Origin of the sequence: Flavobacterium maritimum (assembly GCF_040049085.1) — a bacterium.
GTDB lineage: Bacteria > Bacteroidota > Bacteroidia > Flavobacteriales > Flavobacteriaceae > Flavobacterium > Flavobacterium maritimum.
The window spans coordinates 105,682-119,845 of record NZ_JBDLZY010000004.1; the positions used below are offsets into that span (position 1 = coordinate 105,682).

Sequence of the window (14,164 nt, forward strand, 5' to 3'; positions counted from 1 at the left end):
CGTATTGAGATTTTAAAAAGTTGGAAGATAACATGTAATGAAAATTGGATGTTTTTCTTCCAATTTTTTTTACTTTTAAAGTTTATATAAAAACACCTAAACTCATAAAAATGAAAACAGATCAATTACCTATAAATGAATATTCAAAATTCAATGCGATTTATATTCAGGCTGTCGGAAATGTTGATATGATTGAAGAATTGGAAATTTGTCTTCACGATTTTATTCGTTTTGTACAAAACATTCCTATGGATAAATTTGATTATCGGTATGCCGAAGGAAAATGGACAATCAAAGATATTATTCAACATATAATTGATACTGAAAGAATATTTACGTACCGAGCTTTACGGATTTCAAGAAATGATAAAACACCGTTGCCTGGTTTTGAGGAGAATGATTATGTGGCAAATACTAATGCTAATGCCAGAAGTATTCAGGATTTACTAGCGGAATTGTCAGCGGTAAGACATTCTACCTTATTTCTTTTTAAAAGTTTTTCATGGGAACAATTAGAAAGAATTGGAATAGCATCGAATAATGAAATTTCAGTTCGTGCGATAGGATTTATTCTTATTGGTCATCAAAAGCATCATCAAAATGTTTTTAAAGAAAGATATCTGTAGACTATTGGAAACAAGCTGACCAGATTTTCAATTTGTTTTCAAAAGACATCGTATTAGCGGGACTGGTCGAAGGCATTACATAATACGTAATGCCTTCTATTTGTCCGAACTTTTTCAGAAAGTATCTATGACTTTCTTTTCCGTTAAAAACGATTTTAGTTATTGACGGAAATTCCTTGAATAATGATTCAAAATCATTTTCCTTTTGATTTTTGATATGAATATCTAAACTTCCTTTTCTTTCGCAATTTTCTAAAACATCCCATAACCCAATTTTATTCGAATGAAGAAACTGTATTTTTTCTTCAAAAATTTCAGAGACAGGTAAATTATCAAATAGTGTATAAATTATCGGCCAAAAATGGTTTCTCTTGTTGGCATAGTATTCCTGTTGGGCAAGAGATATTGCTCCGGGCATAGTTCCCAAAATCAAAATTTCGGTATCTGAATTTACAAAAGGAGGAAACGAGCTGATCATCTGTAATCAATATCAGGTTATACTTTTTCTTTTTCTAATATAGCCAAGGCCAACCGAATTTTTTCATAAGCCATTTTTTCTTCAAAATAATCAAAGTATGGTTTTAATGCATTTGGCGATTCTAGTTTTATTTGTGCATCCGCAATCTGTGCCACTTCTTCTTCGGAGACAAACGGACTTAAATCTATAGATGCTCCATCAGTATACAATTTTGCCAAATGTGACATAATCGTGCCGAGGCCTAATTTTCGTTTTATTGAAATTTCCTCTACGGATAATCCTTTGGTATATAATTCTAAAGTTTCTTTATAAGTAGTAGCTTCTTTCTTTTTTTTAAGAGGCTTGCTTTTTTGAAAATCAATAATAGCTTTTATAAAAGCATCTCCATATTTTTCGAGTTTCGCTTTTCCGACACCATCGATGGCAATTAATTCTTCATCGCTCATAGGTCTGTTTGTTTCCATTTGGCGCAAAGTCGCATCACTAAAAATCACATAAGCGGGAACGTCTTCTTCTTGGGCAATTTCGTAACGGAGTTTTCTCAGTGTTTCAAAAAGAGAGTTGGCTACAGTTTTGTTTTTCTTTTCTTGGATTTCAGACTTTTCGATGGTGATTTTCTGAACTGTTGTCAATTGTACTTTTTCGTCTTCATACAAAACTTTTTTTGCAAAAGCTGTCAATCGAATTTTATTTTGTTGGTGAAAAGCAATTTCGCAATAGCCTAAATTAATAAGCTGGATGATATATTGATTCCAATCATACCAAGAAATATCTTGACCGACGCCATAAGTTTTTAGGTTTTGGTATTCTTTTTCAAAAATATAAGCATTTTTTGATCCCCGTAAAAAATCAACAATAACTGGCAATGGTTCATTTTCCTGCAAGCGAATAATAGCCGATAATGCTTTTTGCGCTATGATGGTTCCCTCAAAAAAGGCAGGTGGGTTTTTGCAAATGTCGCAATTTCCACAATTTTCGGTAACTAATTCCCCAAAATAAGAAAGCAATATTTTTCGACGACAACTAAGGGCATCGGCATATTGTTTCATTCTTTCGAGTTTGGCTAATTGCACTTCGGCATTTAATCCTTCCGATGCAAATTTTTGCAATTGAATGAGATCACCGTAACTTTCAAATAAAATAGTTTCGGAAGGTAATCCATCGCGACCGGCACGTCCAATTTCCTGATAATAGCCTTCGATGTTTTTGGGCAAATTATAATGAATCACCCAACGGACATTCGATTTATCGATTCCCATTCCAAAAGCAATTGTGGCGCAAACTACCTGACAGTCATCATTGATGAATTCGTCCTGAGTTTTAGAACGGATTTTTGAATCTAAACCTGCGTGATATGCTTTGGCATTGATACCAATTTTTTGTAATTTTTCGGCAAGCTCTTCTGTAGTTTTTCTACTTAAGCAATATACAATTCCGGATTCATTTGGTTTTTCTTTGATGAAATCTGTAATTTGTTTGACTCTATCCAAAGCGGGACGAACTTCTAAACTCAGATTTTTTCTATCAAAAGAAGCAACAAAAGTTTTCGGGTTTTTTAAATTCAATTGTTGGCTGATGTCTTTACGCGTTGCTTTGTCGGCAGTTGCGGTCAAAGCTAGAATTGGAGTAGAAGGGAAGCGGTTTTTTAAATAGCCCAAATTAGTATATGCAGGGCGGAAATCATGACCCCATGCCGAAATGCAATGAGCTTCATCAATAGCAATAAGACTTACGGTTATTTCACTAAATGCATTTTCCAGATAAGACAAACTTTCTGGAGCGACATAAACCAATTTTATTTGGTTTGACTTCAGGCTTTCAATATAAAATTGCTGTTCGGCTTCCGTTTGACTGCTGTTTATAAAACAGGCATTGATTCCATTGGCTTTGAGGCTATCCACCTGATCTTTCATCAAAGCGATAAGTGGAGAAATTACAATTGTGATTCCTGGGAAAACCAAAGCAGGTAGTTGAAAACAAATTGATTTTCCTCCTCCGGTGGGCATAATGGCCAAGGTATCCTGACCTGAAAGAATACAATTTATGATGTCTTCCTGATTGGGTCTGAATTTTTCAAACCCGAAATTTTCCTTGAGTTTGGCGAGTAAAATTTGCGTTGTCATTTTGGCGTATATTTGGAGGTCTAAATTTATAAAAAAAGGAACTCGTTTCGGAGTTCCTTTTTAATTTTATCGATAAATATGATTAGTCTTCATCATCTTCATCATCGTCGTCATCAGCTATATCCTTGTCGTCATTATCATCATCGTCATCATCACCATCAGAATCCGGTTTGTCTATATTGTCATCGTCGTCATCATCGTCATCAATATCATCATCATCTAAATCAAGACCTTTAATAGGAGCTACAACTTCATCTATTATTTCATCATCGTCATCAAAGTTTTCGATTCTGTCAGCCAATTTGGTACTTACTTTCACTAAATAAATAGTGTCTTCTGTTCGTACTTCAACAGCTTCAATCAATTCGTTTTTAGCATTTCTAAAACGGATAATGTCCGAATCATCATAACCATCAGGAAATTTTTCTACCAAAAGGTTTAAAATTTCATTCGTAAGTTTTGCGTAATCAACAATTACTCTTTTCATAAAGTTATTCTATAAATCTAATAAATAAGCAAAAATTAAAGGTGCTACAATCGTAGCATCCGACTCAATAATAAACTTTGGAGTGTTTATGTCCAATTTACCCCAAGTTATTTTTTCATTCGGTACCGCTCCAGAATAAGAACCATAACTGGTTGTTGAATCTGAAATCTGACAGAAATAGCTCCAGAAAGGAATGTCATGCATTTCCATATCTTGGTATAACATTGGTACAACACATATTGGGAAATCACCAGCTATTCCTCCACCAATTTGAAAGAACCCAACACCGTTAGTACTGTTTTTTGGATACCAGTCAGAAAGGAAGACCATGTATTCGATACCGGATTTCATTGTAGATGCTTTTAAGTCACCTTTTATAACATACGATGCGAAAATATTCCCCATTGTACTGTCTTCCCATCCCGGTACAATAATAGGTAAATTTTTCTCAGCCGCAGCATACATCCAGCTGTCTTTTAAATCAATTTCATAATATTCTTCAAGAACTCCGGAAAGTAACATTTTGTACATGAACTCATGTGGGAAATATCTTTCTCCTTTGTCATCAGCATCTTTCCATATTTTATAAATATGTTTTTGTAAACGACGGAATGCTTCATGCTCTGGGATACAAGTATCTGTAACTCTGTTTAATCCTCTTTCCAATAAATCCCATTCATCTTGAGGAGTCAAATCACGATAGTTAGGTACTCTTTCATAATGAGAATGTGCTACCAAATTCATGATATCTTCCTCTAAGTTTGCACCTGTACAAGAAATGATTTGAACTTTATCCTGACGGATTATTTCTGCAAAAATTTTTCCAATTTCCGCGGTACTCATTGCACCAGCCATGCTGACCATCATTTTAGCTCCGTTGGCTAATTGCTGTTCGTATGCCTTTGCGGCGTCAACTAAAGATGCAGAATTAAAATGCAAATAATGCTTTTCAATAAACTGACTTATTGGTCCTTTACTCATTTTTTTTAATTTAAAGATTTAAAAATCGAAAAAATTCAAAGATTAAGGGTCTCAAATTTAACGAATTTTTAAATTGACTATTTGTGTATTTAATAATTATTTTTTGTCGTAACCTAATATTTTTAGAACATCATCAGAAGTTTGTTGTTCCGAGAAAACTTCGGTTGCCAAAATCCCATTTTCATCTCTGTCGATTAGAATGTGTCTCGGCTGTGGAATCAGACAGTGATGCAATCCACCGTATCCACCGATAGTTTCCTGATAGGCGCCAGTATTGAAAAAACCAATATATAAAGGCTTCTCTTTATTGTATTTTGGCAAATAAATGGCGTTCATGTTTTGTTCAGAATTGTAATAATCATCACTATCACAAGTCATTCCTCCCAGTAATACCCGCTCGTAAGTATCGTTCCAACGGTTTACTGCCAGCATGATAAAACGCTTGTTAATAGCCCATGTGTCTGGTAAAGTGGTAATGAAAGAAGAATCAATCATATTCCATTTTTCTCTGTCGTTTTGTTGTTTTTGATACAAAATCTGATAAATGGCTCCGCCGCTCTCTCCAACTGTAAAAGACCCAAATTCGGTAAATATATTTGGAACGTCTACTTCTGCTTCGTCACAGGCAATCTTTATCTGATTGATAATTTCATCAATCATATATTGGTAATCGTATTCAAAAGTCAATGAATTTTTGATAGGGAAACCACCACCAATATTCAGTCCGTCAAGAGTTGGACACTCTTTTTTTAGTGCCACATATACTTTGATACATTTTACTAATTCGTTCCAGTAATAGGCATTGTCGTTGATTCCGGTATTGATAAAAAAGTGCAACATTTTCAGTTCCAGTTTTTTATTCTCCTTAATTTCTTTTTTATAAAAAGGAACTATGTTTTTGTATCCAATTCCTAAACGGGAAGTATAGAACTCAAATTTTGGTTCTTCTTCTGCAGCAATACGAATTCCGATTTTGAATTTACTTTTTATTTGACCTTGAAGTAAGTCCAATTCTTCATAATTGTCAATGATTGGAATGGTATTTTTATGACCGTTGTTAATCAAGCGGGCAATGTTGTCAATGTATTGATCTCTTTTAAAACCATTACAGATTACATAAGTGCTTTTGTTGATTTTACCATTTTCCAAAAGATTTTCAACAATATTGATATCAAAGGCTGATGAAGTCTCAATATGAATATTGTTTTTAAAAGCCTCATTCATAATGTATTCAAAATGAGAGCTTTTTGTACAATAGCAATAATAGTATTTTGCCTCGTACTTATTTTTTTCCATTGATTTACGAAACCAGCTTTTGGCTTTGTTAATATTGTTGGAAATTTGAGGTAGATAAGTGAATTTTAATGGCGTACCATATTTTTCCACCAGCTTCATCAAATCGATATTGTGAAACTGAAGATTGTCTTTGTTTAAAGTGAATTCTTCTTGCGGAAAATAATAGGTTTGATTTATTAAATCGAAATATTTTGTATTCATTTAGTTTTCAGTATTTTATAGTAAATGTATCGTAAAAATAAAACAAACTGAAATTCAAACCCTAATATTTGCGTAAATAATTTGAAGCTTTTCGTTATCTGCTTTCAAATATTGAAAGATATCAAAACTAAAGCTACCTTTTATCGAATAAAAGCGTTTCAATACTCTAAAAAAAGAGGTATTGCTAAGGCCTTTATCGAAGTTGTAACTTTTTTGTTTTTGATTTTTTTTCATTGAGGCAAATGTAAAAAATAATATGTAAGTGATGCAATCCTTTTTTATTAAAAAAGATTTAAGATTGATAATCTTTGAAGGCTTCAAGAATCAATTCATTATCAACTAATTGATTTATTTTTATGTCTCCGATGCCATTTATCAAAGCAAACTGGATAGTTCCAAACTCATTTTTTTTATCGTGAATAAGTAATTCCATTATCGGTTGGATATCATTTTCCTCAAATACAACATCATCATAAATAGATTTTATGGTTGATTTGATTTGGTCATATTCTTCTTTATTGATTAAATTTTTCTTTAAAGAAATATAGCTTTCTAAAATCATTCCAACTGCAATTGCTTCTCCGTGCAATAGCGTAGTCTTATTTTCATTTTCTAAAAAATAACTCTCAATAGCATGACCCAATGTATGGCCAAAGTTCAAAGCTTTTCTGATATTTTTTTCGGTCGGATCTTGTTTGACAATCTCATTTTTAATCTCTACTGAACGATAAATCAATTCATCAAAATCGGCAAAATCGATAGCCTTTAAATCTAGAAATTTTTCCCAATACACTTTGTCGTATATTAATCCGTGTTTAAGCATTTCGGCAAGTCCGGAACGCATTTCTCTTTGTGAGAGTGTATCCAAATATTGCGTGTCAATGAGCACCATCTGAGGAACATTGATTACACCAATCTGGTTTTTTAAATTCCCTAAGTCAACACCATTTTTACCACCTACAGATGCATCAACCATAGAAAGTAAAGTGGTAGGGATGTGAATAAAATCAACTCCTCTTTTGAAAGTAGATGCTACAAAACCACCTAAATCGGTGACAACACCACCACCCAAATTAATCACAAGACTTTTTCTGTCACCACCAAGTTCTGTCAATACCTTCCAGATTTCTACGCAAGTATCAATGTTTTTGTTTTCTTCACCCGCTTCAAATTCGATAATTTCTATTGCAAGTTCCGTCTCTAAATAAGGAAGAAATTTAGGTAAACAAAATTCATTGGTACTACTGTCAACAATAATAAAAAGATTAGAATATTTGTTTTCTTTTAAATGAAGGTTTAGCGCTTCATATCCTTTTTCGTTGAAATATATTGGGTAATTATTGGCTTGAATAGTTTGCATTTCTTTGGATTAATTTTATGCGCAAAATAAGGTAATTTTTGCTAAATAATCTCCAAAACTCTCTCTATATTTGTACAAAAATATCACAAAAAATGGAAAAAATATTCAATAATACACAAGTTGCGTTTGCATTAAAAAGCGATACCGAACTCGATAGAGCTTATTTTCTTTTCAAAATGATTGATAATCAGCCATTAGTGCGAATAGGAACCGCAGTAACTAATTTTGCAATAAAAGCGAACCTTCCGGTTGAAGGTTTAATTCGCGCTACTGTTTTTGACCATTTTTGCGGAGGAGTAAATGAAAATGACTGTCTTAGTGTTGTCGATAAAATGTATACCAAAGGCGTTTCATCAGTATTGGATTATTCCGTAGAAGGAAAAGAGGAAGAAGAGCAGTTTGATGCCGCTCTTGAAATGACTCTGAAAACAATAGAATTTGCCAAAGAACGTCAAGCAATCCCATTTGCAGTTTTTAAACCAACAGGTTTAGGACGTCTTGATTTGTATGAAAAAATTGGAGAAAAGCAAACCTTGACTCCTGAAGAAAAAGCGGAATGGGATAGAGTAGTGGCTCGTTTTGATTTTGTTTGTGGCGAAGCTCATAAGAAAAATGTAGCATTACTTATTGATGCTGAAGAAAGTTGGATGCAAGAAGCAGCCGATGAGTTGGTTACCGACATGATGCGTAAATACAATAAAGAAAAAGCGATCGTTTTCAATACCTTGCAAATGTATCGTTGGGATCGATTGGTTTACTTGAAAAGATTACACCAGGAAGCGATAAAAGAAGGATTCTTTATAGGAATGAAATTGGTTCGTGGTGCCTATATGGAGAAAGAAAATGAACGCGCCATAGAAAAGGGATATCCAACACCTATTTGTGAATCAAAAGAGGCAACAGATAAAAATTATGATGCTGCAGTACTTTACATGATTGAAAATTTAGATATGATGTCGATTTTTGCAGGAACACATAATGAAGAAAGTTCATATACCTTAATGAAGCTGATGCTTGAAAGAGGAATCAAAAATAATGATGACAGAATCTGGTTTGGTCAATTATATGGAATGAGTGATAATATCAGCTATAATTTGGCTGCACATGGTTATAATGTTGCCAAATACTTGCCTTTTGGTCCCGTAAAAGACGTTATGCCGTACTTAATTCGTCGTGCGGAAGAGAATACATCCGTTGCCGGACAAACCAGTCGTGAATTGTCGATGATTAAAGCAGAAAGAAACAGAAGAAAAGGAAAGTAATTTATTCGTTTTCAGAAGAAAGATAATAATCCATAAAAAAACTCCATTCATTAACCGAATGGAGTTTTTTGTTGGTGTTTATGGCGTTTAAAAATGGCTAAACTGTAAATTACTTAAATTTTTATAGATACCATCTTCTAATCCAATTAATTCTTTGTGGGTCCCTTGTTCTACAATTATACCGTTATCAAGTACCAAAATTTGATCGGCAGTACGAATAGTAGAAAGGCGGTGTGCAATGATAATACTGGTTCTGCCGTGCATCAAAATTTCTAATGCTTCCTGAACTAATTTTTCGCTTTCACTATCTAATGAAGAGGTTGCTTCATCCAAAATTAGAATACTTGGATTTTTGAGAAGCGCTCTGGCTATGGCGATACGTTGTCTTTGTCCTCCAGACAATTTAATACCTCTTTCTCCCACAATGGTTTCAAATTTTTCAGGAAAACTTTCAATAAAATTATAAGCATTAGCCTGTTTCGAAGCCAAAAGAATTTCTTCTTCGGTTGCATCAGGTTTTCCATAAGCAATATTTTCTCTGATGGTTCCGCCAAATAAGATGACATCTTGCGGGACAATACTCATGTTGCCACGAAGATTTTCCAAGTCATAATCATAAATATTCTTCCCGTCAATCAATATCTCTCCGCTATTGATAGAATAGAAACGCAATAATAATGAAGCTATAGTTGACTTTCCTGCTCCACTCGGGCCAACAAGAGCAATTTTTTGACCAAAATCAGCAGAGAAACTAACTTCTTTCAGTACTTGAATTTCTTCTCTGGACGGATATTGAAAAGCAACATTTTTGAAAGTAACATTTCCTTTTATTTTTTCAAGAGCAGGACTTTGATTAGTGTTAATTTTTTCAGGTTCTTCTTCTAATAACTCGAAAACTCTTTCGGTTGCTCCAATAGCTTTCTGAACTTGTGCATACAATTCTGCAATTCCGCCGGAAGAAGCTCCTACATAACTGGAGTACAGTATAAAAGTAAATAATTCTCCAACCGTTATTTCGCCAGCAATACTCAACTGAACACCGTACCAAACAACTGCTACTATGGTTCCGAATAAACAAATGATTATAAATGAAGCGAAATAACCTCTGAGTTGTCCTCCTTTGATGGCTACTTTCACCACTTCTTTGATTTTTTCTCTATAGCGGTTGATCTCGTACCATTCGTTTGCAAAAGCTTTTACAATACTGATGCCTTGCATGGTTTCTTCAACAACGACCTGACTTTCGGCTACCTGATCTTGAACTTTCTTAGAATATTTTCTGATAAATCGACCAAAAACAACCGCAGCAACGCCAACCAGCGGCACTACAGAAACCATCATAACGGTCAACTTAATATTGATACTGGCCAACATTATAAAACTTCCGATAATCAATATAAATTGACGTAAAAATTCAGCAATTGTAGTCGTTAAAGTATCTTGAATTTGCGAAATATCATTGCTGATTCTGCTGTTTAATTCGCCCACACGTTTTTGCGAAAAAAAGGACATCGGTAATTTTACTAAATTAGTGTAGAGCGCCAAACGAACATTGGCCAAGGTGTTTTCAGTGAAATTCACAAAAAGTGATAGTCTGAAAAAAGAAAAAACCGATTGTAACACTAAAACCAACCCGAGCCCCAAAGCAATTTGATTAGCAAGGGCACTGTCTTTTTTGTTTACACAGTCTACGAGCATTCCCATGAATTTTGGAAAAGCCAAAGCTGTTACACTTGTGAGAAGTAAAAAAACGAGACCTACGTAAAATTTCCAACTGTTTTTGCCTGCATATTTAAAGATAATCTTTGCTTTATTAAGGGAACTTGCAGTAATTTTTGATTTTGGTAAATCGTTTTCTTTGAATCTTGCCATCTTATATTATTTATCTCCCAAATGTAACACTATACACATAACATTACAAAAAAATAATACGGTTTGATGGTAGTATTAAGGTGCTGTAAAAGAGTGGTTAAGAAATTTGAGCTATTTTTTTTTACTTATTTTTTATAAAATCACTTGTAAATACGATTTCTAGGTGTATATTTGCACACGCAATAGGGCGATTAGCTCAGCTGGTTCAGAGCACCTCGTTTACACCGAGGGGGTCGGGGGTTCGAACCCCTCATCGCCCACCATAAGAGACAAGTTAGAAATATTCTGATTTGTCTCTTTTTTATTTGAGTCTAATTGCTTGTTAATCAGATACATTAACTGTACTGCTTCATTGATTCTTGTGGTTCGAAATCCTATTCCGTCAAATATCAGATTCTCAGGATATATTGAACCTATCAAATCCCTACAAGCTACAAATTCAGAATTATCATAGATAGAATGAATCCTAAACAAATTTTCAATTCCCTGATTAAGTAATTTTTCAATATCATCTTGATCAGTATTTAAACCTGAATATCTTGCTTGAAGTTTTGATAATGTTTCTCCATAATCAGATTTTATATCCCTGTAATCTGCTGAATCAATTTGGTTCGTCATTAGTAAATCTCGAGCCTTGCTCAATCTACCTTCATAATCCTTTATTTGATTTAATAGTTGAGCCTTTTCATTTTGTCTTTCCCTTGTTTGTTCTTTATAAGCTTCTAGAATTATGATACTATATACTTTTTTATATTCTCGTTTTGGAGCATATTTTAAAAGTTCTTTTATAAACATTTTATTTACATCATCTGCATTCGAACGATGGGTGCAGCCTTTAAAACAATGGTAATAGGCATAATATTTATTACGCCCTTTTGATTTACTTCCAGACAGCACTTTTCCACAAACGGGACATATTAAAAAACCTCTTAAAGGAAGTTCTAAAATAGTTTCAACTTTAGGACGAATTACCTTCTTTCTTCCGTCCACTACATCTTGAACTTTATAAAACAATTCCTCGCTGATAATTGCTTCATGCTGTCCATTGGCAAAATAGCTCTCCTCATCCTTATACCGAGGAACTTTTATTTTCCCACAGTACAAAGGATTTCTAACTGCAAGCCAAAAGCTGTGCTTTCCTGTTTTTATTCCTTTTTTTCTTGCCAATCGATGAATATCTTCAGTGCTGAATATACCTTTTGCAATCTCATTAAACGCCCACCGCATTATAGATGCCTCTGGCTCTTTTACGGCAATGTATTTACTACCGTCGTCTTTAGATCTGTTGACGTATCCTATGGGTGCCTGGCTCATATATCTTCCTTCTTTCTTGGCTCTGCGCATGCCATGAAAAACATTTAATGCTCTTCTGTCATTTTCTACTTCAGGAACAGCCAGATAAAAAGCGAGCATCATTTTATTTTCAGGAACAGATAAATCCAAAGGCTGTTCTATTGCCTGTGGTTCAACTCCAAGTTTTCTCAAGGTATTAATCATTTGATATGCGTCTCCCGCATTTCTACTAAAACGATCCCATTTGGTAAATAAAAGTAAATCTGTTTTATTTTTAAACCTTTTTAAATTTACCAATAACAACTTCCATCTAGGTCTAACAAATGTTTTGGCAGAATGGTCTTCATATATAATATCACGTATTACAATATTATTTATCTGGCAATATTTTCTTAGTACTTCTTCTTGGTTTCTTTGTGAGTACCCTTTGTCTGCTTGCTCGTCTGTACTCACTCTCACGTAAAGGTCTGCTATCTGTTTCATTTTGCTGTTTTAAAAAATTAGATACTGTTATACTCGCTAGTTTGCGCATAAATTCCAAGATTATCCTTGCTTGGTCAAGTGTCAGGTCTAAATTTTCTTCTTTAAACATTTTTAAAGCCTGTTCAGCCGTAAGCCTTCCTCTTTCATTTCTTTCATCGTTCTCCATTTGACATCTCACTTCATTAAAAAAAGACCATCACTGGTCTTTCTTGTTCTACAATCACTCATCGCTATAAAGATAGATCTCATTTTTGATTTGATCATAGGCAAAATATAGCTATGATGGCTTTGAATTGTTATTTTTTGAGAACATTTTCATCTTCATTTCTAGAACTTACAGGAAATAATAAACTGATTTCATTTAACAGTTCAAATTCATCAATTGGAAATAATTGCAAGGCGATCCCCAGAATAAGCCCCACATCAATTGACTGGTTTTTTATTGTAATAGGAACTTCGGCTCCATCATGATCCAGAGCAACAATACATAATTTCAGTAGGTTCCTAATAACGGAGGCAAGTTCGTAATAATCATATACTCTAATTTCAGCATTGTGAATCCCGTGTTTATCCTGGGTTGGTTTCAAAGTATTGAGACAGCTGGAAGTTAATCTTTTAATAGTCTCTAGGTTTTTAATTTCATCTGTTTCCATAATCTTTAAGTATTGGTTTAATTTTCTCTCTACATCCTCCATCTTTTATGGTTCGTCATTACTTAATACTTTAATGCGCCCCAATTCAGCTTCTGCAAGTTCGCAAGCTCTTTCATAAAAGAGGTTACATCTTTTCTCTAGAAGTTCTGTATTTAAAAAACTTGAAGTTTTCAGATTAGCCCAACGCAGGGAACTTGGATGCACCTTCAATAAATCAAATAGCTTCTTATCTTCCTCTGTTTTTCTGGGAAATATTTCAGAGGTTAGTGAAGTGAATATTTCACATATATCAAAAAGATAAGCTAATGCAAAATGATTAGGACGATATCCTAAAAATACATTGATAAGTCCTAGACAAATTTGTTCAACAGCCATATGCAACATAGATTCCTGAATAAATTCAGTATCAAAACCATCGATTTGATTTTCGCTTTCCAAAAAAGTTTGAGCAATTTTATTTCGGTTATTCCAATGTGAGTGGATACAATCTACCTTACGTCTTGGGATTTGATCAAAGGCAAGATTTGGAGGAACATTAACATGTTCATAAACTATTTGACATTTAGTTAAAACCTCATAAAAAAAATATAATTTATGAGGTGTCTGATAGCGTACAGATGTGGCTTTATGCAATAACAAAGTTGCCGTGTAACGACCTTCCGTTTTGGTTTTTATAATATCACTAATGTCATTTACAGCATTAGTGTTATTTTCATTGGTAAAAACCAATAGATAAAAATGCGTGTGTTCTACTTGTTTGGAAGCAGATTCTTGGAATGGGTTTTGAACTGCCTGAATTTGTTTTTTTTCTCCAAAACAATAAATCCCGCTAGTGCTAATACTTTCAATAATAATATTGCTAAGTATTTGTAATCCTGTGTTGTCAATTGCTTTCATAATTTTGATTTTTTAATTGTTACATGTCCGAAAAATTGTATTTTTGTTTAATACACAGCAAGTAAGCAATAGATTGTACCGTACCGAACTATTCGAAATTGTATCGTACAAAGTCATACTTGTTTTTTACCAAAACAGAAAAACTTCAAGAA

General features: G+C 33.8%; 13 protein-coding genes and 1 tRNA gene. 3 read left to right on the forward strand and 11 right to left on the reverse strand.

Annotation, left to right across the window (positions count from 1 at the left end; translation table 11 throughout):
* Positions 1-110: 110 nt before the first annotated feature.
* Positions 111-626 (forward strand): DinB family protein, encoded by a 516-nt coding sequence (locus tag ABEB23_RS09825; protein ID WP_348812420.1) that lies wholly within the window; start codon positions 111-113, stop codon positions 624-626.
* Between the two features lies 1 nt (position 627).
* Here ABEB23_RS09825 and ABEB23_RS09830 read toward each other — a convergent pair whose 3' ends face one another.
* The 6 genes from ABEB23_RS09830 to aroB form a co-directional block, all read right to left on the reverse strand.
* Positions 628-1,104 carry a DNA-deoxyinosine glycosylase gene (locus tag ABEB23_RS09830; protein WP_348812421.1) on the reverse strand — a complete coding sequence of 159 codons (477 nt, stop codon included), beginning with the start codon at positions 1,102-1,104 and terminating at the stop codon, positions 628-630.
* Positions 1,105-1,121: 17 nt separating this feature from the next.
* The gene (recQ, locus tag ABEB23_RS09835) at positions 1,122-3,227 is read right to left on the reverse strand and encodes a DNA helicase RecQ (RefSeq protein WP_348812422.1); all 2,106 of its coding nucleotides are present in this window, start codon (positions 3,225-3,227) and stop codon (positions 1,122-1,124) included.
* Positions 3,228-3,309: 82 nt separating this feature from the next.
* On the reverse strand, positions 3,310-3,714 hold the full coding sequence (locus ABEB23_RS09840; RefSeq protein ID WP_348812423.1) for a DNA primase: 405 nt from the start codon (positions 3,712-3,714) through the stop codon (positions 3,310-3,312).
* A gap of 9 nt (positions 3,715-3,723) precedes the next feature.
* Entirely contained in the window at positions 3,724-4,695 is a 972-nt protein-coding gene (locus tag ABEB23_RS09845) for a deoxyhypusine synthase family protein (RefSeq protein WP_348812424.1), read from the reverse strand.
* 96 nt (positions 4,696-4,791) lie between these two features.
* Complete coding sequence (locus tag ABEB23_RS09850) at positions 4,792-6,192, reverse strand: type III PLP-dependent enzyme domain-containing protein (RefSeq protein WP_348812425.1); 1,401 nt, start codon at positions 6,190-6,192, stop codon at positions 4,792-4,794.
* Positions 6,193-6,484: 292 nt separating this feature from the next.
* Entirely contained in the window at positions 6,485-7,552 is a 1,068-nt protein-coding gene (gene aroB, locus ABEB23_RS09855; RefSeq protein ID WP_348812426.1) for a 3-dehydroquinate synthase, read from the reverse strand.
* A 92-nt stretch (positions 7,553-7,644) separates the two neighbouring features.
* Here aroB and ABEB23_RS09860 point away from each other — a divergent pair, with 92 nt between their 5' ends.
* Positions 7,645-8,814: a proline dehydrogenase family protein gene (locus ABEB23_RS09860; protein ID WP_348812427.1), complete on the forward strand. Its 1,170-nt coding sequence runs from the start codon at positions 7,645-7,647 to the stop codon at positions 8,812-8,814.
* 87 nt (positions 8,815-8,901) lie between these two features.
* On the opposite strand, the gene ABEB23_RS09865 is transcribed toward ABEB23_RS09860, so the two are convergent.
* Positions 8,902-10,686 (reverse strand): ABC transporter ATP-binding protein, encoded by a 1,785-nt coding sequence (locus ABEB23_RS09865; RefSeq protein WP_348812428.1) that lies wholly within the window; start codon positions 10,684-10,686, stop codon positions 8,902-8,904.
* A gap of 185 nt (positions 10,687-10,871) precedes the next feature.
* Here ABEB23_RS09865 and ABEB23_RS09870 point away from each other — a divergent pair.
* A tRNA-Val gene (locus ABEB23_RS09870) sits at positions 10,872-10,949 on the forward strand.
* Here the strand turns inward: ABEB23_RS09870 and ABEB23_RS09875 are convergent.
* The 4 genes from ABEB23_RS09875 to ABEB23_RS09890 all read right to left on the reverse strand — a co-directional run bounded on the left by ABEB23_RS09875 (position 10,906) and on the right by ABEB23_RS09890 (position 14,012).
* Entirely contained in the window at positions 10,906-12,462 is a 1,557-nt protein-coding gene (locus ABEB23_RS09875; RefSeq protein WP_348812746.1) for a recombinase family protein, read from the reverse strand. The genes ABEB23_RS09870 and ABEB23_RS09875 overlap by 44 nt on opposite strands.
* Positions 12,350-12,628: a hypothetical protein gene (locus tag ABEB23_RS09880; RefSeq protein WP_348812429.1), complete on the reverse strand. Its 279-nt coding sequence runs from the start codon at positions 12,626-12,628 to the stop codon at positions 12,350-12,352. The genes ABEB23_RS09875 and ABEB23_RS09880 overlap by 113 nt, the downstream gene beginning before the upstream one ends.
* A gap of 130 nt (positions 12,629-12,758) precedes the next feature.
* The gene (locus tag ABEB23_RS09885; protein ID WP_348812430.1) at positions 12,759-13,115 is read right to left on the reverse strand and encodes a hypothetical protein; all 357 of its coding nucleotides are present in this window, start codon (positions 13,113-13,115) and stop codon (positions 12,759-12,761) included.
* 45 nt (positions 13,116-13,160) lie between these two features.
* Complete coding sequence (locus ABEB23_RS09890; protein ID WP_348812431.1) at positions 13,161-14,012, reverse strand: hypothetical protein; 852 nt, start codon at positions 14,010-14,012, stop codon at positions 13,161-13,163.
* Positions 14,013-14,164 lie beyond the last annotated feature (152 nt).